Source organism: Stieleria magnilauensis, assembly GCA_007753675.1.
GTDB lineage: Bacteria > Planctomycetota > Planctomycetia > Pirellulales > Pirellulaceae > Stieleria > Stieleria magnilauensis.
Window position 1 is genome coordinate 10,255,692 of the sequence record CP036432.1, and the last position, 25,677, is coordinate 10,281,368.

20 protein-coding genes are annotated in these 25,677 nt (G+C 60.6%); 9 read left to right on the forward strand and 11 right to left on the reverse strand.

The window, feature by feature from the left end:
- Nucleotides 1-91: 91 nt before the first annotated feature.
- Together TBK1r_RS36270 and asnB are read left to right on the forward strand one after the other, a co-directional pair.
- Entirely contained in the window at nucleotides 92-1,078 is a 987-nt protein-coding gene (locus TBK1r_RS36270; protein WP_145220973.1) for a serine/threonine protein kinase, read from the forward strand.
- 9 nt (nucleotides 1,079-1,087) lie between these two features.
- Nucleotides 1,088-3,001, forward strand: coding sequence for an asparagine synthase (glutamine-hydrolyzing) (gene asnB, locus TBK1r_RS36275; RefSeq protein WP_145220976.1), 1,914 nt, complete (start codon nucleotides 1,088-1,090; stop codon nucleotides 2,999-3,001).
- 223 nt (nucleotides 3,002-3,224) lie between these two features.
- Here asnB and clpX read toward each other — a convergent pair whose 3' ends face one another.
- The 5 genes from clpX to TBK1r_RS36300 all read right to left on the reverse strand — a co-directional run bounded on the left by clpX (nucleotide 3,225) and on the right by TBK1r_RS36300 (nucleotide 8,391).
- On the reverse strand, nucleotides 3,225-4,505 hold the full coding sequence (gene clpX / locus TBK1r_RS36280; RefSeq protein WP_145220979.1) for an ATP-dependent Clp protease ATP-binding subunit ClpX: 1,281 nt from the start codon (nucleotides 4,503-4,505) through the stop codon (nucleotides 3,225-3,227).
- A gap of 423 nt (nucleotides 4,506-4,928) precedes the next feature.
- Nucleotides 4,929-5,219 carry a hypothetical protein gene (locus tag TBK1r_RS36285; RefSeq protein ID WP_145220983.1) on the reverse strand — a complete coding sequence of 97 codons (291 nt, stop codon included), beginning with the start codon at nucleotides 5,217-5,219 and terminating at the stop codon, nucleotides 4,929-4,931.
- A gap of 161 nt (nucleotides 5,220-5,380) precedes the next feature.
- Entirely contained in the window at nucleotides 5,381-6,187 is an 807-nt protein-coding gene (locus TBK1r_RS36290) for a sugar phosphate isomerase/epimerase family protein (protein ID WP_419580737.1), read from the reverse strand.
- Nucleotides 6,188-6,233: 46 nt separating this feature from the next.
- A complete protein-coding gene (locus tag TBK1r_RS36295; RefSeq protein ID WP_419580738.1) occupies nucleotides 6,234-7,199 on the reverse strand; it encodes a UbiA family prenyltransferase in 966 nt (321 codons plus the stop codon).
- Nucleotides 7,200-7,203: 4 nt separating this feature from the next.
- Nucleotides 7,204-8,391, reverse strand: coding sequence for a TlpA family protein disulfide reductase (locus TBK1r_RS36300; protein WP_419580739.1), 1,188 nt, complete (start codon nucleotides 8,389-8,391; stop codon nucleotides 7,204-7,206).
- Between the two features lie 888 nt (nucleotides 8,392-9,279).
- Here TBK1r_RS36300 and TBK1r_RS36305 point away from each other — a divergent pair.
- The 6 genes from TBK1r_RS36305 to TBK1r_RS36330 all read left to right on the forward strand — a co-directional run bounded on the left by TBK1r_RS36305 (nucleotide 9,280) and on the right by TBK1r_RS36330 (nucleotide 17,627).
- The gene (locus TBK1r_RS36305) at nucleotides 9,280-10,785 is read left to right on the forward strand and encodes an outer membrane protein assembly factor BamB family protein (RefSeq protein ID WP_145220995.1); all 1,506 of its coding nucleotides are present in this window, start codon (nucleotides 9,280-9,282) and stop codon (nucleotides 10,783-10,785) included.
- A 156-nt stretch (nucleotides 10,786-10,941) separates the two neighbouring features.
- Complete coding sequence (locus tag TBK1r_RS36310; protein ID WP_419580740.1) at nucleotides 10,942-11,556, forward strand: phosphatidylglycerophosphatase and protein-tyrosine phosphatase 1 family protein; 615 nt, start codon at nucleotides 10,942-10,944, stop codon at nucleotides 11,554-11,556.
- A 50-nt stretch (nucleotides 11,557-11,606) separates the two neighbouring features.
- Complete coding sequence (gene dprA, locus TBK1r_RS36315) at nucleotides 11,607-12,749, forward strand: DNA-processing protein DprA (protein ID WP_145221001.1); 1,143 nt, start codon at nucleotides 11,607-11,609, stop codon at nucleotides 12,747-12,749.
- A gap of 344 nt (nucleotides 12,750-13,093) precedes the next feature.
- Nucleotides 13,094-14,800, forward strand: a complete 1,707-nt coding sequence (locus TBK1r_RS36320) for a DNA-methyltransferase (protein ID WP_145221004.1) — start codon at nucleotides 13,094-13,096, stop codon at nucleotides 14,798-14,800.
- 156 nt (nucleotides 14,801-14,956) lie between these two features.
- A complete protein-coding gene (locus TBK1r_RS36325; protein ID WP_145221006.1) occupies nucleotides 14,957-15,637 on the forward strand; it encodes a hypothetical protein in 681 nt (226 codons plus the stop codon).
- A gap of 136 nt (nucleotides 15,638-15,773) precedes the next feature.
- Nucleotides 15,774-17,627: a hypothetical protein gene (locus tag TBK1r_RS36330; protein ID WP_145221009.1), complete on the forward strand. Its 1,854-nt coding sequence runs from the start codon at nucleotides 15,774-15,776 to the stop codon at nucleotides 17,625-17,627.
- Nucleotides 17,628-17,683: 56 nt separating this feature from the next.
- On the opposite strand, the gene TBK1r_RS36335 is transcribed toward TBK1r_RS36330, so the two are convergent.
- From TBK1r_RS36335 to smpB, 5 genes are all read right to left on the reverse strand, one after another.
- Complete coding sequence (locus TBK1r_RS36335) at nucleotides 17,684-18,901, reverse strand: hypothetical protein (protein ID WP_145221012.1); 1,218 nt, start codon at nucleotides 18,899-18,901, stop codon at nucleotides 17,684-17,686.
- Between the two features lie 110 nt (nucleotides 18,902-19,011).
- Nucleotides 19,012-20,388 carry a TCR/Tet family MFS transporter gene (locus TBK1r_RS36340; RefSeq protein WP_145221015.1) on the reverse strand — a complete coding sequence of 459 codons (1,377 nt, stop codon included), beginning with the start codon at nucleotides 20,386-20,388 and terminating at the stop codon, nucleotides 19,012-19,014.
- A gap of 99 nt (nucleotides 20,389-20,487) precedes the next feature.
- On the reverse strand, nucleotides 20,488-21,852 hold the full coding sequence (locus TBK1r_RS36345) for an ABC transporter permease (RefSeq protein WP_145221018.1): 1,365 nt from the start codon (nucleotides 21,850-21,852) through the stop codon (nucleotides 20,488-20,490).
- 81 nt (nucleotides 21,853-21,933) lie between these two features.
- A complete protein-coding gene (locus TBK1r_RS36350; protein WP_473772476.1) occupies nucleotides 21,934-22,638 on the reverse strand; it encodes an ABC transporter ATP-binding protein in 705 nt (234 codons plus the stop codon).
- A 163-nt stretch (nucleotides 22,639-22,801) separates the two neighbouring features.
- Nucleotides 22,802-23,311: an SsrA-binding protein SmpB gene (gene smpB / locus TBK1r_RS36355; protein WP_095740379.1), complete on the reverse strand. Its 510-nt coding sequence runs from the start codon at nucleotides 23,309-23,311 to the stop codon at nucleotides 22,802-22,804.
- A gap of 116 nt (nucleotides 23,312-23,427) precedes the next feature.
- On the opposite strand from smpB, the gene lipA reads away from it, so the two are divergent.
- Entirely contained in the window at nucleotides 23,428-24,348 is a 921-nt protein-coding gene (gene lipA, locus TBK1r_RS36360; RefSeq protein WP_145221022.1) for a lipoyl synthase, read from the forward strand.
- A 130-nt stretch (nucleotides 24,349-24,478) separates the two neighbouring features.
- On the opposite strand, the gene TBK1r_RS36365 is transcribed toward lipA, so the two are convergent.
- Entirely contained in the window at nucleotides 24,479-25,648 is a 1,170-nt protein-coding gene (locus TBK1r_RS36365; RefSeq protein ID WP_145221025.1) for an FG-GAP repeat domain-containing protein, read from the reverse strand.
- Between the last annotated feature and the right edge of the window lie 29 nt (nucleotides 25,649-25,677).

The window sequence follows — 25,677 nt, forward strand, 5'->3', positions numbered from 1 at the left end:
TGGGGCAAACCGGTCACGTTTCTGCTGGGCTAACCGAGTCCCTGCGGGTGCGCTAGAATGGTGGCGTCCATTATCTTCATTGGCGAGCGTGATGCAGAACGAACCGACCATCATCCTGTCTGGAACCGACCCCGACCTTCCACGCAAATTGCCGTCCGGAATACGCCGCTACTCGGGGCTCCGTGAAATCGCCCGGGGCGGCAACGGCGTCCTCAGTGCAGCTTTCGACCCCGTCACCGGCCGGACCGTGGCGATCAAAATGTTGCACAGCGACAACCGGAATGTCCCCAACGAAAAACGCCGGCTGCTTCGCGAGGCCCGTGTCACCGCCCAGCTGCAACACCCCAACACGATCCCGGTTTACGAAATCGGAAACGACTTGGTGCATGGCATCTACTTCACGATGAAGCTGATTTCGGGGGTCAACCTGTTCGAGATTCTCAAGCAGATTGCCCGCGGGGATGAAGAAATCGCCAAACGCTACCCCCAAGTTCGCCGGATCTCGGCACTCGCGGACGCCTGTTTGGCCTTGGCTTATGCCCACGCACGTGGCGTGATCCACCGTGACGTCAAACCCGAGAATATCTGGCTGGGCAATTTCGGCGAAGTCTATCTGCTCGATTGGGGCACGGCGAAGGTTTGGGGATCGATGGATGACCAAACCGTGACGCGATACGACGCGTCCCAGCTTCAGAAAGAAGAAGACGAACAGCAATTGTTGACGCTGACCGGCGGCGGCCAGCGCCCCGGCACCCCGTTGTACATGTCGCCGGAACAAATCCAAGGCACACGGACCATCGACGAACGCAGCGACATCTTTAACGTGGGCGTCTGCATGTACGAATTGTTGGCGATCCGTGAACCGTTCCGGGGCGCCAACATCGACCAGACGTTTCGCAACATCATCTCCGGCGAAGTGCCTCCGCCGAGCGAAAAGTCACCGGAACGCAAGATCCCCAAGGCGGCCGACGAAATCGTCATGCGGGCGATTCAAAAGAAGCCGCAACAACGATTTCAAACCATGCGTGAGATGGTCGATGCCATCGAAGCGGTGCTTCCCCAGTTGGACCAAGGCTGATCTGACTCAATGTGCGGAATCACCGGAGCGGTATGGCAAAGCGAGTCTCTTCGTGTCGATCGGTCACTGCTGAAGCAGATGACCGACGCGATCGCGCATCGCGGTCCGGACGACGACCGCGTTTGGATTGACAACGATCAACGCGACGGCCAAGGACGTCGCTACGGCGTCGCACTCGGATTTCGCCGCCTGTCCATCATCGATGTCGAAGGTGCCCCACAGCCGATGTCCAACGAGGACGGTGGCGTGCGAATGGTTTTCAACGGCGAGATCTATAACTTCAAAGACCTCCGCCATCGGCTCGAAGGCAGCGGCCATCAATTTGCCACCCATGGCGACGGTGAATCGGTGCTGCACCTGTATGAAGACATCGGCACGGATTGCTTTGCCGAACTCAATGGCATGTTCGCGATCGCGATCTGGGACACGCGCCGCAGCCGACTGGTGCTGGCGCGGGATCGGATCGGACAAAAACCCCTCTACTACGCGTTGGTCGGCGATCGACTGGTGTTCGGCAGCGAACTGAAAAGCCTGGCGGCCGTCCCCGGTGTCTGCAATGAAATCGATCCCGCGGCGATCGATGAATTCTTGACCTATCAGTATATCCCGCACCCGGGAACGATTTGGAAGGGCGTTCGAAAACTGCCGCCGGGCCATGTCGCGATCTTCGAAAAAGGCAAACTGGTCGTCCAGCCGTATTGGGATTTCGACCCGACCGTCGAAGTGCCCCGCAGCAAGGGCGAAGCGGTCGAACGGCTGCGCGAATTGCTGTCCGATTCGGTCCGTCTGCGTCTGCAGAGCGATGTGCCGTTGGGATCGTTCTTGTCCGGCGGCATCGATTCGTCCTTGATCACCGCGATCGCCCAGCGCCAAGAAGGCGACACGCCGATCCGCACCTTTAGCATCGGATTCCCGATCGCCGACTTCGACGAAACCGGCTACGCGGCCCAAGTCGCCGAGCACCTGGGGACCAACCACCAACGCTTCGAAGTCCAGCCCAACGGCGTGGACATCATCGACAAACTGGTTTGGCATTACGACGAACCGTTCGGCGATTCATCCGCCGTGCCGACCTGGTACCTGTCCGAACTGACGCGCCGCGAAGTCACGGTGGCGCTGTCCGGCGACGGCGGTGACGAACTGTTTGCCGGATACGATCGCTACCGCGCGTTGTGGTTAAGCGTGCGTCTGCGGAGGATGTTTCCGATTCACAAACTACCGGGCATCGGGCTGATCCAGCGATTGCCCGACAACAACAAACAGTATTCGATCACGCGACGTGCCAAACGTTTTTTGGAAGCGATCGATCAACCGGAAGCACGGCGCTATTTGAATTGGCTGCAGATCTTTCCCGAACGGATGCGGGCGGAATTGTACACCGACGAGTTTGTCCAGCGATTGCCGGGCGAAGACCCGTTCGAGTTCCTCGGCGCGATCTGGGATCGCAGCGAGGGCCGCGACGTCGTCACCCGGGCATCGATCACCGACATGTTGTCCTATCTGCCGTGCGACCTGTGCACGAAAGTCGACATCGCGTCGATGGCCCATTCACTGGAGGTGCGACAACCGATGCTGGACCATCGTGTCGTCGAGTTCGCCGCCTCGCTGCCGGTGCATTTAAAATTCCGCGGCCGGCGCGGCAAGCTGCTGCTTCAGGACGCATTCGGATCGATGATTCCCAAGTCGATCTTCACGCGAAAGAAGATGGGATTCGGCATTCCGATCGGCGCCTGGTTCCGAAAGGAGCTCAAGCCGATGGTGCATGACACGCTGTTGGCCGACGACGCGCGGATCGCACCGTACTTCCGCCGCGAAGTCGTCGAACGACTGGTCGGCCAACACGAGCGGATGGAAAACAACCACGGCTACCGCTTGTGGAACCTGCTGATCCTGGAGAAATGGCTCAGGCAGTGGGCGGGGTGACCGGCAGGGGGCGTGGCGCTCCATCAGTCGCACCGGACGGGAATGTCACCTGTGTCCCATTGGTCCCATCGGAGAATCGCACGCAGCGAACTGACAGGACGCAGGGGACGATCGTTACCCCAGCTCGGCAACGCTAAAAAAAAACGCCGATGGCGGGGGGAGGCCATCGGCGTTTTGGTGGAGAAGTGATTCGCGATCAGGACGTCGCTATTGAGGGTCGCTGTTAGGCGCTCTTGGTGGTCGGCATCTGGAACAGCTTTTGCTTTCCGGCGACCACTTCCTCGTCGATCGTGTACACCTTGCCTTCTTCTTGCTCGGGCAATTCGTACATGATGTCCAACATCACTTCCTCCAGAATCCCTCTCAGTCCTCGGGCTCCGACGCCTTTATTGAGGGCTTTGCGGGCGATCTGGTGCAACGCTCCATCGGTGAAGTGGAGTTCGCAGTTCTCCATTTTGAACAGCGCTTCGAACTGTTTGGTCAACGCGTTCTTGGGTTCCCGCAGCACCTGAACCAAGCCTTCTTCATCCAGCTCTTGCAGGTAGCTAACGACGGGCAACCGGCCGACCAATTCGGGGATCAATCCGAACTGCATCACGTCTTCGACTTGAATCTCGGCGACCAGTTCGCTGTGCGTCTGTTCGTTCAGTCGTCCGGCGCCTTCGCCGAAGCCGAGGGTTTTGTGACCCAGTCGGTCTCGAATGATGTCTTCGATGCCGACGAAGGTCCCGCCGACGATGAACAGGATGTTGCTGGTGTCCAGCTGGATGTACTGCTGCTCGGGGTGCTTGCGTCCGCCTTGGGGCGGCACGTTGGCAACGGTGCCTTCAAGCATCTTGAGCAGGCTTTGCTGGACGCCTTCGCCGGACACGTCGCGGGTGATCGAGACATTGCCGCCGGTCTTGCCGATCTTGTCGACTTCGTCGATGTACAAGATGCCTCGCTGGGCGGCTTCGACGTCGAAGTCGGCCGCGTGCAGCAGTTTCAGCAACAGGTTTTCGACGTCTTCACCGACATAACCGGCTTCGGTCAACGTCGTCGCGTCACCGATGGCGAAGGGCACATCCAACATGCGGGCGAGCGAGCGGGCCAACAGTGTTTTACCGCTGCCGGTCGGTCCGACCAACAAGATGTTGCTCTTTTCGATTTCGACATCGCTGCTGCCTTCCCAATCACTGGTCAAGCGTTTGTAGTGATTGTGAACGGCGACAGCCAAGACACGCTTGGCGGACGATTGTCCGATGACGTATTCGTCCAGGTGCTCGACGATCTTACGGGGCGATGGGATATCGCTGAACAATTGCTTGCTGGGACCGCGACGACGCTCTTCCTGTTCCAGAATCGACTGGCACAGGTCAATGCATTCGGCGCAGATGTACACGTCGCCTGGCCCTTCGACCAATGGACCGACGTCACGATAGCTCTTTCGACAGAACGAACAGAAGGCGTTCTTTTTGTTCGACGAGCTACTGCGCGTGGTACTGTTGTTATCCTTGACGGGCATAAACGACTCCTTATGTGCTTTAACAGACTCGTCCGAAGATCGACCACGCAGGGAGTGTTGCGATTGGCGGCCGAAGCCGGGTCACCGCAACGCTACGTATCCAGTCGATCCATCGGGACGCGCCGATTGAAAGCTTCAAACGGTTCGGCCCACAGCCCAAGCATCTCTTTTGCGTCATTGCTGGGAAGGAGATGAGTGATCAAGTTGATCGGTCATCGACTTCCGAGCGGGAGGTGATTTAAAAGAGTCGTCCGTAACGGATGCCTGAGCCCTGGTTGGTAAACTTAGTGGGTAAATGGTTTCCGAAGCCGATTGCCCAGGGAAAGATGGGAGGGCCAACTGCGGAAAAGGTGGCATCCTGCACGTCAGAACAAATTGATTCGTCATTGAATCAATGGAAGGTTCACTCCGACGAAGCTGATCTCAATCGTTACGACCGGGCGCCGTCTCGGCGTCGGGTCGATTCTCAGGAGCGTCCCCTTCGTCGGTTCCGTGGGATGCTGCCTGTATTGTTCGGAATTCCTCCTCGCTGATGTCACCTTTCAAACGCATTTCTTCGAAGTTTAAAAGGCCACTGGAGGTCGAATCCCAGTCTCCATTGGTGTAGTCGCGCAACCTTGCCACGAGGAAAAATGCGGCGGCAGACACGATGATCAAAATCAGTAGTGCAAGACCAGCCTTCACGGCCGGATCACTCAGTACGTCCATCATCATCGTCTTGTCTCTACCTGACCGCCCGCTCGCCCCGGCGTCGCCAGCTGACGTCGCCTCTCAGGGGGCAAATTCATGATACGACTGTCCAACCAACGTGGTCCAGCAGATTCGCCCTCGTGAAACACTTTTTTCGTGTTTCACGGGGTTTAAGTCAACATCGATTACGAAAGATCCAGCAACGCCAACGCCTCGCGCGCCGCGACCAACCCCAACCGTCCGTGCCCACAACAGCGAAAAACCGCCGGGCCGCCGTAGCCGCTTTCGGTCATCACCTCCCAGACCCGTCCCAAATCGATATCGCCGTGGCCGAACCGTTGATCGCAGCCGCGTTCCAGGTCCGGTTCACACAAGTACACACAGCTGAGCCGGTGCTGCAGCCGTGCCAAGCGAGCCCCGATCGGAAACTCTCCCCCTAACAACATCTCTCCCACATCGGCCGCCAAGCCCAACGGCGCGTCGGTTCCGATCCATTGCCCGAACCGTTCGAAATGGGCCACCGTCGCGATCGCGTGTTCAGACACCGGTCGCAATGCCAGGTTCACTCCCAGCGGCGAAGCCAGTTGGACCAAGGGGGCGATCGCACCGGCCAATCGCTCCAGGATCTGTTCGCCGTGATCCTCGGGGACGGAGGGACGGCTGCCGCGCGGGCACACGCGGCCTGTGGAAAACGTGATCGCGACGGCCCCCATCTCCGACGTCGCTTCGATCCAGCGGCGGATGTTGGCGGCGGCCGAATCTCGGATCGCCGCATCCTGGCTGGCCAACGAAAACGCATCCAGGCATTCCGGGTCATCGTAAAACGGCGCATCGAGATCAATCACAATCGAAACGCCGTGCTCCTTGGCCGTCGCGGCAATCTCGGCCGACACCGAGTCAAACCACGGCGTGTCCAGATCCCAGCCGCCACGACACGGCCGGATCGCGACGGCACCGAACCCCAGTTCCGCCAGCTTTGGAATCAACGTCACCGGATGGTGAAACTTCAAACTGCTGCAATGGAACCCCGGCGTCATCTCAGGTCACCCGCAAACGTGTCGCAAGCAACAGCGCCGGCACCACAAGTGCAAACACGGCCACACCCCACGCGGGCCCGGCACCCAAAAACGCGAACGCCGCCGACAGCGGAATGATCGTCAGGATACTGATGCGGATCAGATTTCCGATCACCGCCGGTTCGGGATGCAACTGAGCACGGAGACCGCGCAGCGCGATCGGTAGGAAGATCAGCCCGATCAGCATCGCGAATTGGCTGGTCGAAGCAATCGCCCAGCCGACCCGTGTTTCCGCCAGGGAAAAACTCGGCGCCAGGGCCAACGTCACTCCGCCGACCATCATCACTACAAACCCGGTCCTGAGGTTGATCCGGTGGCCACCGATCGCTTCGTCACGGGCCACCGTGGTGATGCCCATCACATAGACACCGAATCCCATCGCGATGACCAGCACGTAGCGTGGCACCACGGGCAAACCCTCATCCATCGCCAACAGCGGAGACGCACCGAGAAGAAAACTGAGCACGCGGCAGCCGCCCATCGCCGCCGGTGCAATCGGCGTGGGTTTCAAGGGACCGTCATAAGCGACGATCAATCCGGCCAGGGCCAGCGCGATCGCGGCCGGCAACCAAGTCGTGGCATGATCGGCCGACGGCACATATCCCGACGCCGCGGCCAACAGCACGCCCAGGATCAAACAGGCCCAGCCGGCTGACTTGGCCGCCTGAACCGAAATCGCGCCGCTGGCGATCGGACGCGTCTTTCGCTCCGCCTCATCTTTCTCCAAATCAAACACATCGTTGAGGATCATGCCGGCCCAATACAGCGCGACGCCGGCGGCCAGCACCAGGGCGAATCGTGCGACCGGCAGCGGACCGCCACCGACGAGCAGAAACGCAGCCCCGACGTCGGCCAACACCGTGAACACGTTGGGCAGACGAACGAGCTGCATCCAGGCAACGAGCGGACGAGAGGGTTCAGCAGTCAACGATTCACTCGTCCGTTGCCGGTGGCTCCGAATCGCCCTGGGCATCATCCTGGGCATCATCCTTGGCATCGCCTGCGGACTTCTGATCGGCGTTCGACTTCAAGTCGTCCAGCAACAGGCTCATGCGTTGCTTCTGGCTTCGGGAAACGCCATCGGCAAGCTCGACGCCCTGCTCGGCAGCCTTGATCGCTTCGTCCCAACGCTGATCGGCGGCATGCAGGCGCGCGATCAATTCCAGAATCGCGACCTTGCCGTCATCTTCGACGTTTTCCATCTCCACGGTCAACGCTTCGATCACCTCGGCACCCAAGGGTCCGATTTTGCCACCGTTCTGGACGATGTTGTAGAGCGTCATCGCGTGGCGGAACAACGCTTGCGGGTTGCCCTGAGTCGCCTTTCGCTCTTCGCGATAGAATGCAAAGTCGGCTTCGGTCGCTTTGCCGGCCATGAAGTTGAACTGCGGCTGCACGACGCGTTGCACCGTGGTCAAACGTTCTTTCAGTTCCGCGTCGCTGGTCTGGGCGATTTGATCGGCGAGCATGGTGCTGGCGTCTTCAAAGCGTCCGCGTCCGGCAAGCTGGTCCAAGCCTTGCAGGATTTCCTGGAACTTCTGCTCGCGCTCCATGTCGGCTTTGAACGCCTCGCGATCCCAGCTGTCATCCAAGACGGCAGCCAACGGTTCATCGAGCTCTCCCGGGTGACCGATCCACTCGATGACGCCCGTCTTGCCGACGATGAAGGAGGTCGGAATGCCGTTCTGGCCGGCCGCTTCCATGTAGTCGCGTTGGGTCGAACCGTCGGGATCCGTCGTCAGCGTGTAAGCCGCGGTGACCTCGGCGAAGGAGGCCTTTTGTCCAGGATACGGTTTTGCCAGCAGGGCCTCGACTTCATCGACCGTTTCATCCGAGACGCTGATGATCTGGACGCCGTCGTTGCGATGTTTGGTTTGCAACTCGGCCAAGTGCGGCATGCTGGCGATACAGGGTCCACACCAGGTCGCCCAGAACTCGACCACGTAGACCTTGCCGTCTTTGAATTCGGTGACACGCGTGTCGTCTTCGTGAAAATAATGCTCGATATCCAACGCGGGGGCATCCGACCCGATCCCGAGCGAGGGCTCGGCTTCGGCAGGTCGCAGCGTCAAAGCAGCGACGACTGCACAACAAACGGCAAACAGGGCGATGCGTTTCATAAGTGATTTCTTGATGGAAGTGGGGGGAGTTGGGGTGGGGGACGACGCTTTGATTTCGCCGCTGGTAGGTTCCGTTGTCAGTTTCATTACGCAAACATTCTACGAACGGAGCAACCCGCGGCAGAGGGCAATTCGCCCTCATTGAAATGGATTTTGATCACCAATCCCCGACGCATCGCTCCGTCGACATGATAATCGAGCCACATCGCTGCTTCCGACTCGCAATCGGCCAGTCCCATCGGGGTCCGGCCAGTCCCATCGGGGTCTGTCCCTAAAGGCCCCCGGGGTCTGTCCCCGGACGCATGGGACGCATGGGACGCATGGGACGCATGAGGGAGAAAACCCACGGATAGCAGGGCGAACCCACGGATTTGCTACTGCTCCCCATCCGTGGGTTCGCGCTGCTATCCGTGGGCTTATTTAGATAGCATTTCCCTCGGGGTCTGTCCCTAAACGCCCTCGGGGTCTGTCCCTAAACGCCCTCGGGGTCTGTCCCCAAACGCCCCCGGGGTCTGTCCCCGGGCGCCCTGAGCAATTCTCCGGGGGTCTGTCCCCGGGCGCACGAAAGAGAGAAAACCCACGGATGGCAGGGTGAACCCACGGATTTGTTACTGCTCCCCATCCGTGGGTTCGCGCTGCTATCGGTGGGCCTATTTAGATAGCATTTCCATCGGGGTCTGTCCCCGGGCGGGAGGGACAGAACTGATTCATTGGGTTGTGGCTCGACTGAGATCCGTCGGAAGCCGTGAGCGTTGGGGGCTCTCCTCTGATCTGCAACAGACGCGACCGATCCTTCGAAACTTCGCCGCCTCGCTGGGGTTTAGATGCGTTGACCGCGTGCGGCGACTTCGCTTTTCCGTTCTTTTCCTTCTTTGGAGCTTTTCTAACATGACCGACCGATCCTGCCACCGACGTGCGTGGACATTGCGGCAGCGTTTCCTTTCGGCCGCCGCTTTGACGGGAAGCCTGGTTGCCGCTGCCTCGGCCACAACCGCTGCGGATTGGACCCGATTCTTGGGGCCAGGGGGCAATTCCATCAGTTCCGATTCGGCGCAGCTCCCCGAAACCTGGAACGACACCGAAAACGTCAAATGGAAAGCCAGCCTCCCCGGCCAAGGGGTATCGAGCCCGGTCGTCGTCGCCGGCAAGGTCTTTGTGACCAGTTACTCGGGATACGGAACCGGTGGCGAGAACGAGCAGATCGAGGACTTGAAACGACACGTGTCGTGCTACGACGCGGTGACCGGCGAGGAGCTGTGGAGCAAGACGATCGACGCGGTCCAGCCGGAAGATCCGTACAGCGGGATGGGGGTGCCGGCGCACGGTTACGCCAGCCACACGCCCACCAGTGATGGCAAACACGTGTTCGTGTTCTTGGGAAAAAGCGGAGTCATCGCGTTTGACCTGGAGGGCAACGAGATCTGGCGAAAGAGCGTCGGAACGGGCAGCGGCCAACAGCGCTGGGGTTCGGCGTCGAGCCCGATCGTGTATCAGTCGGATTCCCAAAACCTGGTGATCGTCAACGCATCGGACGAAAGCGAAACCCTGTTCGCCTTTGACGCCGCGACCGGAGACGAAGTTTGGAAAACACCGGCGGGCGATTTGGCCAGCACCTGGAGCACCCCGAACCTGGTCAAAGCCGGCGACCGAACCGATCTGGTGATCACCGTGCCGGGAGAGGTCTGGGGGCTGAATCCTGAAACCGGCAAGCTGCGTTGGTACTCGCGCGGCACGACCGACAACACCGCCTCGGCCAGCCCGATCGTGGTCGACGACGTCGTGATCGCGGTGGGCGGTCGCAGCGGGGATGCGGTCGCGGTCAAAGCGGGTGGCAAGGGCGACGTGAATGCGTCCCATGTCGTTTGGGATGCGAATATCCCCGGACGATTCGCCACACCCATCGCCTACGACGGTCACCTGTACGTTTTCAATAGCGGCGTGCTGTCCTGCTACGACGCGAAGACAGGCGAGCGGGTCAACCAGCGACGACTGTCGGCCAGTCGCGGCGGTGGCGGGGGACGTCCCGGCGGCTTCGGCCCTGGTGGTGACCGCGGCCCTGGTGGTGACCGCGGCCCAGACGCCGACCGTGGCCCTGGTGGTGACCGCGGCGGTGATCGAGCTCGCGGCGGATTCGGCGGCCGGCCCGGTGGCGGCGGCCGAGGCGGATTCGGCGACCGACGCAGCCAGGAGTACGCGACCCCGGTGTTGGCCGACGGCAAGATCTACGTCGTCGCGCCCGGCGGCGAGGTGCATGTCATCAACGCCACGCCAGAGATGGACGTGCGACACACCAACACGCTGAGCGACGATTCGGGCTTTTCCGGCTCACCGGCGATCAGCGAGGGCCGGCTTTATCTGCGTAGCGGTTCCGCCCTGTACTGCATCGCCCAATAGACGGCATCGCCGCAGCGGAACGAGTCGGGAGGCGGGGATCGGTGCTGACGAAAGCGTCAAAACGTGGTGCCGGCGATTATCGTTTTCCGCTCGATGCGGTAGGATAGTTGCCCGGCCTGCCCATTTGCATCTACTCACTCCCCTTCGATCGTCACCTTGTTCGCTCGACTCTACGCTCGCACTGTTTTTTGGCCGACACTCGCCTGGAATCTGCTTCTTGCGCGGGTGTTGCGTCGTCGTCATTGGTGGAGCCGAATTGATAGCCACGTGATCGTCGGCGCCTATCCGTTCGCTGCCGATGTGGCGTCGCTGCGAGGCGAAGGCGTTCGCGCGGTGGTCAACACATGCGAAGAGTACAAAGGGCCGATCATTCAGTATGAACAGCACGGCATCGAGCAGTTGCACATCCCCACGACCGACTTCACGCACCCTCGACTGCGCGACGTCGAAGCCGCCGTTGAATTCATCCAAAAGTACAAACTGCAAAACGATACCGTTTACATTCACTGCAAGGCAGGCCGCGCCCGCAGCGCGACGATTGCGATGTGCTGGTTGATCAAGTACCGCAACATGACGGCCCAACAGGCGCAAGAGCATCTGCTGGCCGCGCGCCCCCACATCAATCCCAGACTGACCAGCCGCCCGGTCGTCCAACAGTTCCAGGCGTCGCTCAAGGCCGCTGAAAGCGAAGCCGGTCTTTTCCCCGCAATTGAAGAGCCCTTGGGAACCGCCAGCCCCCCGGACAGCGAAAAACCCGATATCTTGTTGTAGACGCGCCTCCCAACCCGCTTCTCAACCCCTTTGACTGAGTCCACGCTGCCATGGACGGACCCGACATCACCTCGGCGGAGCATCGTGGGCTCGATGACGAAACGGTCAGCACGCTGCGTCTGTCGATGCTGCCGGGCATCGGACCGCGAACCCTGACCGCCCTGCTGGACACCTTCGGCTCACCACGGCGTGTGCTGGCCGCCGACAACAGCCAACTGGCGGCGGTGCCCGGGGTGGGACCGAAATTGATCCACACGATCCGCACCGCTGCCGACTATGTCGACACGGACTCGATCCTGCAGTGGTGCCAGAGCCACGACTGCGATTTGCTTCGCAAGGGTCGCGGCGGCTACCCGCGACCGCTGGAAGACCTGTCTGACGCGCCACCGATTCTGTTTGCCCGCGGCACGCTGACCCGAACCGACGAACTGGCCGTCGCGATCGTGGGCACGCGGCACGCCACCGCCTACGGCACCCGCCAAGCCGATCGCATCGCGTATGGGCTTGCCAAAGCGGGGGTGACGGTGGTCAGCGGATTGGCCCGCGGGATCGATGCGGCGGCACACGACGGAGCGTTGTCGGCCGGCGGGCGGACGATCGCGGTGCTGGGCGGGGGCCTGGGACAGATCTACCCGCCCGAGCACGTCGGCTTGGCCGACGCGATCGCCGCCGACGGTGCCGTGATCAGCGAATACGCGCCGTACGCCAAACCGCGCGGCGGCATGTTCCCCCAGCGCAACCGGATCATCGCCGCCCTGGCCCTGGCGACCCTGGTCATCGAAGCCCCCGATCGCAGCGGATCATTGATCACCGCGCGACAGGCCGGCGAACTGGGGCGAGACGTCTTGGCGCTGCCCGGCCCGGTCACCAGCCGTGCCTCCCGCGGGACGAACCAACTGATCCGCGACGGCGCGACGTTGGTCCAGACCGTCGACGACATCCTGGAATCCCTCGGCCCGATGGCTCGCAGCGTCAGCACCGACGACGGCCATGAAGTGCGAAATCCGGCCGAATTGAAGCTCAACGACGTCGAACGCACGGTGCTCGAATCCATCGACGCCTCCAGCACCCTGATCGACCAGGTCATCGCCCGCTGCGGATTACCGGCCCACCAGGTGATGGCAACGATCAGCGTGCTTGAAATCCGCCATCTGATCCGCCGCCAAAGCGGCCACTACGTCTGCCGAATCTGAAGTGGCGTGAGCTTCCAGCTTGCGACTCCCCGCCGACTTGCGGACGGAAGCTGGATGCGGATGGGGTCGCTGTGAAGCATTGATTCCCTGCGTTTTACGAGGTGTTAGCGGCAGGGCGCAAGCCCTCCGGTTCCTCATCGTTGCCGAAACACCGGAGGGCTCGCGCCCTACCGCTAAGAAATACTTCACCGCGTTAGCTGATGGGGTCGCAAGCTGAAGCTTGCGTGGACGCAAGCTGGAAGCTTACGCCACTTGGAGGCTTGCGCTACTGGCGCGAGGGGCTTTAAAATCGTAGACTTGGCGTGCTGCCGTCCGCGACCGATTGCCACCATCCTTGGAAACCCATGCCCGAGACGACCACCGCAACGCTCTCTGCCAATCAAATCCACCAAGGCGACTGCATCGAAAAACTGGCCCAGATCCAGCAGGGCACGATCGATCTTGTCTTTGCCGATCCGCCGTTCAACATCGGTTACTCCTACGACGTCTACGACGACCAGCAGTCTCACACCGATTACTTGGACTTTTGCCGTGACTGGATCAGCGGTGTTCACCAGGCACTCAAACCGGACGGCTCGTTCTGGTTGGCGATCGGTGACGAATACGCCGCGGAGCTGAAGTTGCTGTCCCAGGACATCGGGTTCTCGTGCCGCTCCTGGATCATCTGGTACTACACCTTTGGTGTGAACTGCGTCCGCGGATTCAGTCGCTCGCACACGCATTTGTTTCACTTCGTCAAAGACCCCGAACAGTTCACTTTCAACGGCGACAACCCGACGGTGCGAGTTCCTTCGGCGCGGCAACTGGTCTATGCCGACGCGCGGGCCAACACCCGGGGACGACTGCCAGACAACACCTGGATCTTGCGTCCCCAAGATGCTCCCCAGTTGGGCTTCAGTCCCTCGCACGACACCTGGTACTTTGCCCGCGTCGCCGGGACCTTCAAAGAACGCGAAGGCTTTCACGGGTGCCAAATGCCCGAACAGTTGCTCGGCCGAATCATCCGCGTCTCCAGCAACCCCGGCGACCTCGTGCTGGACCCCTTCGGCGGCAGCGGCACGACGCTGGTGGTCGCCAAGAAACTGGGACGTCGGTTCATGGGGATCGAACTCTCCGAAGACTACGCCGCGCGGATCAACGAACGATTATCGGTATGCAGCGCCGGCGATCCGCTGGACGGCCCGGCCGATCCGATCAAGAGCGCACCGACGACGTCCAAGGGGAAACAACGCACGGAATTTCGCAACGGACGCCCGGTGATTCCACTGGACGAACAAAACGAACGCGTCATCCAAGCCGCGTTTGCGGACGTTTCGAAAAACCATAGCGCCGAGGAACTGCTGTTCGATCCGATCCGCAACGCGCTGTTCGTTCGCTACTGCAAAGACGCCAAACTGCTCGGCGACGCACGCACCTGGAACGAGTTCCTGTTGCAGCTTTCGCGCGAGGAACGGCTGGTCGGTGAAGGCAAACACAAAAAGGTTTCGCTGAAGACGATCCTGCCGTGCTGCGACGCCGCCGAGATCGCATTTCAAATGCTTTCGGTCGACTACGCGATGGACTTGGAACAGATCCTTTGCACTCCCGATGCGGCCACGGAGTTCGATCAAATTGCCCAAGCGTTCGGCGACGGCCATTCGGAAATCGCGGCCCGCGAGGCGATCTGGCACTTCCGGCGCATCGCGACCAACGGCAAAATCACCCGTGCGGCCAAGAAACGTGCCGAGGAGTTTGCCAAGCAAGACGCCCCCGCCGCTGAATCCATCGACGCCTATCTGGACGGCTGTGGCGACGAACCGGTCGCCGGCGTGTACGCGATCTCCGACCCCGAATCCATCTTGTACCTCGGCCAAACGACCGATATCGCGGCGCGACTGAAACAGATTCGCGTCAGTGACGGATGGAACAAATTCGAACCGACCGAAGTCCAGGTTTGGCCGATCAAGGATGCCAAAGAGGCACTGGTGTGTCGCTGTTTGTTGGTCACGCGGTGCAAACCCTGGCTGAACGCCCATTTCTTGCATCAACCGATCGCGACTACACTCTTCTAGTGCTCCATCTTCAAGGTCTTCGTCCACTTGATTCTGGACAGCGCACCAAGAACAGCGTTGGCACCGTCGGCCTCGGCTGCGGGAGCGTGCCGTCTGGCGCGAGGGTTCGTCGTCGGTTCGTGTTGATTATTTTTCGGGACAAACGTCGTTTCAGCCATGGCTTCGCAACGCGATCAGCAGATTCCTCTTGAAGCCACCCGCGGCATGCTGGTGGTGATGGTCGTCGTCATGGGTGTCGCCTGGTTCGGCGCCACCGGCGGTCGGCCGGGCGGTCGCGACGGGCAACGGCAGAGCGACGCCTTCGGGTCCTGGACGACGCCCGACATCATGCCGATCCATGACAAGACGGTGGAATCCCAAGAATTGGGGCTGCGGATCGAAGCGGCCGAAGGGTTTTTGTTTTTCCTGTTGGACCATCCCGATGACGGACAGGGCCCGTCGACGATTTCGTTTATCAATCGCAAAGCGTCGATCCTGGGGCAGATCAAAACCTTTGACCCCGCCGCATCGACCTGGCCGCCCACCGCAGCGGATTTCCCACCCTCGGTGCACCTCGACCTGGGCGACGAAAACGCGACCGAACCGGCGGTGTTGCGGGTCGGGGCGAGCGACGATTTTCAGCTGCAGGTGCAAACGATCCTGTACGACAACGCCACGATTGACTGGGCCTCACCACGCAAAAGCTCCGCGTGGCCACTGCGGGTCCACATCGGCAAATGCGCCTTAGGTCAACGGACATTGCTCGTTTCGGTGTACGAAATGGACGCCCAAACCCCGTCGCCGGACTACCAGCGGGGACCGATTGCCGTCCTGGCCGGGGCACTGGGACCGCTGTAAGGCAACTTGCCGGCGATCCGAGGGTGTTTTTTTTCCCAACTCGCCTAACTCCACCTGCAAATCCTTCGCCCTTTCACTATCTTCGCATCTGTATCGCACTTCCCGACCGCCGGTCCACCGTCAACTTGGATGTATCATGACACGACCAAGCCTTCGCGTCCTTGCTTCGCTCGGCCTCTGGGTCGTCGCGCTGCTGAACGCCTCGCCTGCTCAATCGCTCTCCGAACAGATTGCCGAAGCGGCTCGGCAGTCGGCCGATCGACTCGATCCGAGCCGAATCGCCAGCCCGGATTCCAGCGCCGCCGAATTCCAAGCGGCGATTGATCAGCTGCGGGCCCACCTGGCCAAAACCGCAACCGGCGCCAACGCCCAGGCCTGGATCGACTACCTGGAAATCGAACCGGCCCTGCAGGCGCTGCAGTCCGAAGCCAGCGATGTCGAAATGGCCGGCAAAGCCATCCGCATCTCGCAGAAGGCCACCGGAATCCATCCGGGGCTTGAGGTTCCCGCGGTCCGACGCCTGCGCAGCACCGCCCAGCGATTCAGCGACGCGCTGCGGTTTCGCCGCAAAGAGAGAACGACCGCCTTGCTGGCACAACTGCTCAGCCGCACCGCCGACCAGTGGACCGAGATCAGCGGAAACCCGTCGCCGGACCAGATCGCGACGTTGCGGTTGCTGCTGGAACTGCTTGAGCGGACCGATCAATCGGTCGCCCTGGTCGATCGCACACAAAACCTATTCTCGTCGACCAATCTTCATCTGACGATCGACGAATCATTGATCCAGCGGGCCGCCAATCGCCGAGTCGACCAATCCTCGGCGGTGCGCGAATGCATTCTCGGCACGCGAATCATCGGCAACGCGTTTTTAACCGGCGACGTGACCACCTCGCTCTTGCCCTCGGTCGGCAGCATCCGCCTGCAGATCGCGCTCAACGGAACCGTCACCACGGCCAACCGGGGATACAACGGCCCGGTTCGGTTGCGGACGTCCGGCTATGGGCAAGTGTACGCATCGCGACTGCTGCAGATCCGTGAATCGGGCATCCAGTTCGAACCGGTCGTCGTCTCGGGATCGATCAACAACCGCATCACTTCGATCGAGCATCCGCTGCGATTGGTCCGACGCATCGCGCAGAAAAAAGCCGCCCAGCAAAAGCCGCTCGCCGATCGAATCGCTCATCGCAAATTCATCTCGCGGATGACCGAAGAATTCACGAAAGAAACCGACTCGGCCATCCCGCAGCCGACACGCAATCTGGCCGCCGAGATGGAAGCGTACCTGCAACGCTTGGACTTGGCCGAACCGACTCGCACCATCGGCTCGACCGAACATTCGATCAATCTGTTCGCGACGATCCGCAAGAACAACCAGCTCGCCGCACCGACGCCGCCGCCGGCGATCACCGAGACCAACGACGCGACGGTCCAAATCCATGAATCCCTGATCGACAACACCGTCGGCGCGCTGCTGGCCGGCCGCACGATGACGCGAAGCGAATTGCAACAACTGGCCAGCAAAACAAAACGCGGCGCTGAAATCCAAGCCGCCGCGGAAGACGAAGAAGAAGAACCCGAATTCGAGATCGACTTTCACGACAGCCGTCCGATCATCTTTGAAGCACGCGACGGAAAACTGCGGATCGGCATCCAGGGGACACGCTTCGCGCAAGGTTCTCGCGAGCTGAAACGATTGCTGGAAATCGTTGCGGTCTATGAACCGACCACCACCGAGTCGGGTGAAGTGGTGTTGCAACGCGTCGGCGAAACCGAAATCAACTTCCCCGGCACGAAACGCTTGAGTGTCGGGCAAGCCGGTTTGCGGGGATCGATCAAGAAAGGATTCGCCAAAGCGTTCCCGGAAACCTTGATGGACCGGCCCTGGATCATTCCGGCCGACGTCCAAGTCCCGGCGCTGCAGGGCCTGAATTTCCGCCCCCGCAGCTTCGACGCCCGCGACGGCTGGCTCACCCTCGGCGTCAGCTCCTGAGACCAAGTGGCGTAAGCTTCCCGCTTGCGAAATCCGTTGCGCCAGCAACCGGAATCCTAAATCTCTTCGTCTACGAAGATCACATGACGAAAGTAGTTTTGTGACTCGAAGCTTGCCCCGAGCGCGCCGATCAGCAACCCGACCGAACCACTGAACACGGCCATTTGCACGTAGTCGGCAAACGTCACGTCGCTGCCGGCCAACTGCGACGAAGCCGCCCAGCTGGCGATCAGGGGCGCGTCGAACAAAAACAGACCGACGATCGCCCCGAGCAAGAACAGCGCAAGCCAGGTGACCGCCATTCCCATCAACACGATCCCGAACGCGGATGCGGCGGTGACGACCGATTGCTCGCTTCTGGTCTGGCTGCGACGAAGCAATAATTGTTGCCGCGTGATCACGTACACGGTGGTCGCGAGTAACGCAAACACACCGAGGCCGTGAACGCGAGCCCACGATTGTGAGAGCGCCAAATCCCACGCCTCGGCGGTCATCAGCAGCACGGCGACCGTCGAGACCGAGGCCAAGGTGAGTCGGCTCAGTCGGCGGGGGAACTGCCAGGCTCGCGCGGCCCAGATCGCTTGGGCGATTTCGCGGCGGTTGATCCAGGTCGCCCGTATGGCAAACATCGAATTGCTCATCGCTCGCCCAGAACCTTCTTCCAAACGTTGGTCGGCCACTTCCGCCAACGCCTCCGCCTGACGCGCCGTCTGGTCGTCATCCACCAAGCCCATCACATCCAGGTCCTTCGCCGTGGCGGGATGATAGAGCAGGTGATCCGGCCGGTCGTCACGCGGCAAACCGAGCAGGTGCGCCAGAGAGTGCTGCATCAAGCGGGACACACGCAAGGCGATTTGGTCGATCCGTGCCTGCGCCGAAAGGTCCACGCCGGCCGCTTGTGGATCAACCAACGACACCGAAATCACGGCCGCATCAAGCGGTCGGCTGAGCGCGGCAAAGCAGAACGAAGAATAAATACCGATCAACTCGGACGCCGTGATCACGAACACAAAATCCCAGTGCTTTGCATCGCGGTCTTCGGTGGCTTGTTGCAGCAAGACACTCGGCTCGACCCGGCTTCCGGCGGACAGTTCGGGTCGCCGCACGCTGAAGAACTGGAACAGAAACGCGGGGAACCGCTGCTTCAATTCCTCTTGGGTCATCAAGACGGCCTGCTGCATCGCTTCACGGTCGATCTCGTCAAACGGACCGGCGGCAACGACCCCGATTTCAATTTTCGTCGATGTGGCGGCGGGAAGTGACTCTGTTGGCATCACCCAATAAACTCCGAGCTGTGGACGCAAACGAATCGACGAGTGTAAATATGCAAACCAAACGAACGACTGGCTGTCTGATTCGCAGCGGGCGTCGTTTCCAGTGCCCTCTAATGCTCGATCGGCACCGGCACCTCGTCCGGCGTGTCTCGATTGACGGTTTCGGGATACTTTCGGAACACGGCGATCGCTAAGAGGAAGGCGACAAAAATCAAAATCCCGCCCAACAAGAATGGGGCACCGGCAAACTGGAACGGGGCGATGTCGCTGGTGAAGTAGCCGAACAGCCCGCTGGTGAACACGATCGGAGCGGCGATGCTGGTCAGTCCTTGCAGCGACGTCAGCGCCCCTTGCACTTCACCCTGTTCGGTTTCATCGACCGTCTTGGTGATCAAGCTTTGAATGGTCGGCCCGGCCAATCCACCCAGTGCACCGACCGCCGCGATCACCGGCAACATCCAAGCGGCGCTGGCAAAGGCGTAGCCCAAGAACGAGACCGCGGAGATCACCGTCGCGATCAACAACACGTTGCGTTCGCCGAATCGTTTGACGATCGGACGCACCAACCCGCCCTGCACGATGATCGCCAGAATCCCCACCCAGCCCAAGAACAAACCGACCGTCATTGCGGTCCAGTCGAAGCGAAATTCGGAGAACAGGACGAACACATTTTCCAACCCGCGTTGGGCAAACGCCTTGAGTAAAAACACAACCGCAAGCGCGGCGACCAGGGGATAGCGTCGCAGCGTTCCGACGGCACCGAGCGGCCGTGCGTTCTTGAGCGAAAACGCCCTGCGTTTCTCCGGCGGCAACGACTCCGGCAAGATGAAGTAGCCGTACAACCAGTTCACCAACGCCAGGCCCGCGGTGACAAAGAAGGGAACGCGAATGTCGATCGCGTCACCGAGCACACCGCCAAGCGGCGGCCCGAACGTGAACCCCAGTCCGAACGCCGCACCGACGAGCCCGAAGTTGCGGGCCCGCGTGTCATCGTTGGAGATGTCGGCGATGTAGGCGTTGCCGACGGTGAAGCTGGCACCGAAGACGCCCGAGATCAATCGGGCCAGAAACAACAACCACAAACTGTTGGCGAAGCCTTGAATCATGAAGTCGACGCCCAGGCCGAATAGCGCCACCAACAGAATCGGCCGCCGTCCGAATCGATCCGAAAGCCCGCCCAAGATCGGCGCGAAGAAAAACTGCATCGTCGCGTAAGAGGCCACGATCAGTCCGTAATACAGCGACGCGCCGGACTCATCCAAGCCCGACAATTCCTGGACCAGCGCGGGCAGCACCGGGATCACGATTCCGATTCCCAAGATGTCGATGAACAACGTCACCCAGATGAACAGCATCCCGGGCTGGCGCCGTTTGGGCGGGTCGACCGATCCGCCGTCGTGCGGCGGGGGTGAAGTGGGCGGGGTGGTGGCGGGGTCGGAAGCGAGTCGATCGTCGCCGGACGTTTCGTTCGGCTCTGGCTGATTCATGGAGTTTTTAGGGGAGGATGGTCAGACTGTCGTCGCACGGCCGATCTGTCCGGCCGGCGGCGATCGACTCGGCCACGCATGCTAATTGCTGCGCCGCCGCTACGCGGCAAGATTCGTACCGACGTCGGTCCGATAGGCACTCGCCGCGGGCAGGATCCCCGCCAGCGCGGCCAGAATCAGAACGAGCGGGAAAATGTACCACTCATAGGCGCTGGTCGTTAGTATCCCGACCTGGACCCCCGTCCGGTCCTCGATCAGGCCGCTGAACGCCCAGATCGAGGCATGTGCCAGAAACCATCCGGTCGTCGCTCCGATCACCGCGACCAAAAAACTCTCCAACAAAATCACCCCGGTCACCGTCCCGCGACGTGCCCCCAAGGCCCGCATCACCGCGATGTCGCGGCGGCGATCGTTCATCGAGTTGTAGATCGCCACCAGCACGCCGACCGCCGCCACCACACAGGTGATCAGGGTGATCACCAACAGCGCCGTCAGCAGGGGGCCGATGATGGCGTTCATCAGCTTGGCGATTTCACCGACCGGTGCGGCCGCCTGACTCCGCAGACTCTCGTTGACTTGGTTCTCCAGTACCACGCCCATCATCGGCATCCCGGTGCGGACCAGAATCGAAGTGACTTCACGTTCCGGAATCGACAACGGCATGAACCCGTCGGGGTCCTCGGGCGCTTCGCTGGGCGGGACGATCGTCTCCTGCCCGGTCAGGGGCTTGGCGTGGTTTTCTTGCAGATAAAACCCTTCCATGTTGACAAACGCGGCGCGGTCGTTGGGCGTGCCGGTCGGCGCCAACACTCCGACGACCGTGAACTTCTTGCCGTGCCCCTTGCCTTCGGGATCGCCGTGCGTCGAACTGAACTGATCGCCGACGGACAAGTTCAGCTGCCCCGCGACGCGTGATCCGAGCACGGCTTCGAAATACCCGTATTGCTCGGAGTGGGACACCAGCGCGCGGCCTTCGCGCATCACAAAGGGCTCTTCCAGCGTCGGACCGTGCCGCAGTTTTTCGAAGAAGTCCGGCGTGGTTCCGACGACACGAAAATCGCCCAGGTAATCGCCCAACGCCAACGGGATGGCATAACCGCCACCGATCATCGGCACATAGACGCCGTCACGCTCACCGAGCGCCGGGTCGCCGCCGTACTTGCGAACCATTTCGGCCCGCGTCTCGGCGTCAAAGTACTCCATGTATTCGGTGTACGGCAGGTTCTCGATCGGCTGGCTCAGGTAATAAACGCTGTTGAGCGTCAGCTGCAGCGCACTGCCTTTGGGACCGACGACCAGGTTGTATCCGACTTGTGCGTTACGCGAAAACGCTTCGGTCACGATCCCGAACACCGCCAGCACCATCACCACCAGCGCCACCCCGAGGGCCAACGAGATCGTCGTCAAGACACTTGAAAGCGATCGATAACAGAAGTTTCGCCAAGCAATTCGGAGCAGCCACATGGTCAAGTTCTATGGGGGATGGCAGAGTGTGATTCGGTTGGATCCGCTGAACGATGGAGGTGGATCATTCAGCGGCAGAACTTAGATCGTTTCAAAAATACGGTTGAGCTTGTCCAAATGTTCCACTCGTTCAAACCGCTTGGTCACCTCCATCGAGTGCGTGACCATCATCAACGCGATGTTCTCATCACGACAGGAACCGATGATCAAATCCAACACCGTATCGCTGCTGGCCGGATCGACGTTGGCGGTCGGTTCGTCGGCCAACAGCAACTTCGGTTTTCCGGCCAACGCCCGTGCGATCGCCACCCGCTGTTGCTGGCCGACGGAGAGTTGATTGGGACGGTAGGTCGCCCGATCGGCCAAGCCGACTTTGTCCAGCAGATCGTAGGCGCGATGGGTGTCGATCGCCCGGTTGCCGAACGCCATTCCCAACTGGATGTTCTCGATCGCGGAGAAGGCGGGCAACAGATTGAAGGTCTGAAAGACATAGCCGACGGTCGCGGCGCGACATCGATCACGTCCCTGTTCGGACAGCTTGGTCAACTCGATGCCGGCGACGCGAATGCTGCCCGAGTCGGGCGTCAGCAATCCGGCGATGAGATGCAACAGCGTGGTCTTGCCGCCGCCGCTCTGTCCGATCAGCGCCAGTTGCTCGCCGGCACGAATCGTCAGCTCGGGGATGTCCAGCACCGTCAGCTTGCCACCACCGGGCTGGTCAAACGTCTTGATCACATCGGTGATCTTCAGCACATCAGATGTGTTCGAAGTGGTTTGTTCAGTCACGGTCGGATCGGTGTCATGAGGATCAAGTGGTGTAACCTTCCGGCTTCTAAGTGGGGTACGCTTCCAGCTTGCCGTTGCAGGAGGTTTGACAGGCTGGAAGCCTCTTCCACCGTGACAGGCTGGAAGCCTGTCCAGGGTGGCAAGCTGGAAGCGTACCCCACGGTTAGCCCCGTCCGCGCATCGCTCGCTGCAACCCTCGGTCGGAGTCTCGTTTTTTGAGTGTCTCTCGTTTGTCGTGAAGTTTCTTGCCCTTGACCAGCCCCATCACACATTTGGCCAAGCCCCGATCGTTGAAATAAACGCGCAACGGGATCAGCGTCAGCCCCCGCTCGTGGGCCCGTCCGGCGAATTTGTCGAACTCGCGGGCGTGGATCAGCAATTTCCGGGGGCGGCGCGGGTCGTGGTTCCACATCCCGGCGTTGTTGTAATGGGCGATGTCTGCGCCGATCAGCCACAGTTCGCGATCCTTGACACGGATGTGGGCTTCGTCGAGCGACAATTTGCCCTCCCGCATTGATTTGACTTCGCTGCCCATCAGCATCAATCCGCACTCGAGCGAGTCCAAAATCTCGTAACGATGGCGGGCTTTGCGGTTTTCCGAGACCATCGTGAAGCCCGAGTCGGATTTCTTGTTTGCCGCTGCACCTTTCTTTTTTGATTTTTTCTTGGCCATGGTGGGGGGATTGTATCCGGACTCGAGACGATAGCCATTGCCCTTCAGACAGACTCACTACAATACGAGCCCCGAAAGGGTTCACTTCGTCCACGCGTCTCTCCCCCTGTCCGTCCATGGCCTTTCGATTACCCGTCGTCGCAGATCCTGAAATTCCCGCCGGAACCGCTCTCAGCGGCAGCGGCCGATTGCCCCGCTGGCTCAAGCGTCCCATCCCCAAGAGCAACGCGAACCATATGACCGAGGGGCTGTTGGAGGAATTGAAGCTGGAAACGGTTTGCGACAACGCCAAATGCCCCAACCGGATGGAATGCTACAGCCAGCAAACCGCGACCTTCATGATCCTCGGGAACGTCTGCACGCGACCGTGTGGATTCTGCGCGGTCCACCGGGGACGTCCGCCGGAATTGCCCGAATCAGATGAACCCGATCGCGTCGCCGAAGCCGCCGCCCGACTGGGGCTGAAACATGTCGTCATCACCAGCGTCACGCGGGACGACCTCCCCGACGGAGGTGCCGACCACTTTTATCGCTGCGTCGTCGCCGTCCGCGAGCGATGTGGTGCGACGACCGAAGTTCTGACGCCGGACTTCGTCGCCTGCAAAGACGCCTTGGAACGCGTCATCCAAGCCAAGCCGACCGTGTTCAACCACAACATGGAAACGGTTCCGCGACTGTACCGCCGCGTGCGAGGCCCCAAGAGTGATTACCGCTGGACGCTGGGCATGATGCGAAAGGTCAAAGAATACGACGCCGATGTCAAAACCAAGAGCGGCTTGATGTTGGGGCTCGGTGAAGAACGCGGCGAACTGTTGGACGCCCTGGCCGACCTGCGCGAGTACGACGTCGACTTCCTGACCCTCGGTCAATACTTGCAGCCGGGTGAAAAATACCTGCCCGTGGTGCGTTACGTCCCGCCGGAAGAATTCGAAGAACTGGGCGAGATCGCCAAGAGCATGGGGTTCAAAAAAGTCGCCAGCGGCCCCTTCGTCCGCAGCAGCTATCACGCCCGCGACATGGCCGAAACCGACGTCTAGATTCAAACAGGGGCAGGTTGTCGGTGGGTAGGAAGATTTTGGAGGTAAGAAAATTAGGGCTCCTCAGGTTCTTCATCTTCTTACCTCCGAAATTTTCCTACCGAATCTATTTTTCTAGACGACCTCCTTTTCACTTTAACGGGTTTTCATACCAGACCACGTTGTTGCTGCCGCGTCCGGCGTTGAGTAGATCTGCGTCGCCATCGCCGTCCATGTCGACCGATCGCAGGTCGTAACTCTGCTGGCCGGTGTCGACGGTGTGCTGGGCAAAATTTCCGAGTCCGTCGTTTTCATACCACATCACGCGCTCGCTGCCGTAGCCGCACGTCGCCACGTCCGAGTCGCCGTCTTGATCGAAATCCGCGACCGTCAGACTGTGCGGAAATTCAATCTCGATATCGATGTCGTGAATCTTCCAGCTGGGATTTTCAAACCACAGCACGCCCATACCGTGTCCGCGTGACGCGACCCAATCGACTTTGCCATCGCCGTTGACATCAGCCGGCAGAATGTTGGTCGCGGCGGTTTGATTTTCGGCCAACACGACTTTCTCCCAAGCGCCATCGAGCTGTTCGCCGCCCGGGTGCTTCCAAAACGCAAACCAATTGCCGTCGGCGAACGGTTTGCCTTTCGCGCCGACCGCGATTTCTTTCCAGCCGTCGCCATCGATGTCACCGGCACCCATGTAATGGCTACCACCTCGCGCGTCACCATCGGCGAACACATGGCGCACCCATGACGTTGCGGTCTTGGGGTTTGCGGGACGACTGAACCAGGCCATCGAATCACCCAGTCCTTTTTCTGGTTCAAAGTTATTGATCACCAAATCGTCACGACCGTCGTTGTCGATGTCCGATCGCAGCAGACAATGGATCCCGGTGATCTGGTTGTCGATCGGTCGGGCCGTCCATGGACCTTGTGTCGCCGTCGCCGGGCCGGGGTTTTCCAGCCAAAACGGATGAGCGTTGGCGAGCGTGCCCGCCCAGTCCAAGTCGCCGTCGCCGTCGGCATCGATGGGAGCGGAGTGAATGCACGCCCCGCGACCGTCGAATCGATGGAGTACGATTTCTTGTTCCCAACCCGGCGCGATGAACAAACTGACCGTGCCGTTGGCACTGGCAATCACGTCCAGCAAACCGTCGCCGCTGACGTCGATCGCGATCGCGGTGTTGCAATGCCCTTGCTCGGTGACCACATGCTTCTTCCAGGGACCGAGGTCCGCGGCAAACGAGAACGTTGTCGTGGTGGCAACCAGGATGGCGGCCAGAAAGGGCCGAATGAACGTGGGCAGGCGTGTCATGTCTTGCGTTCGGTTGAGCGAAAGAAGGT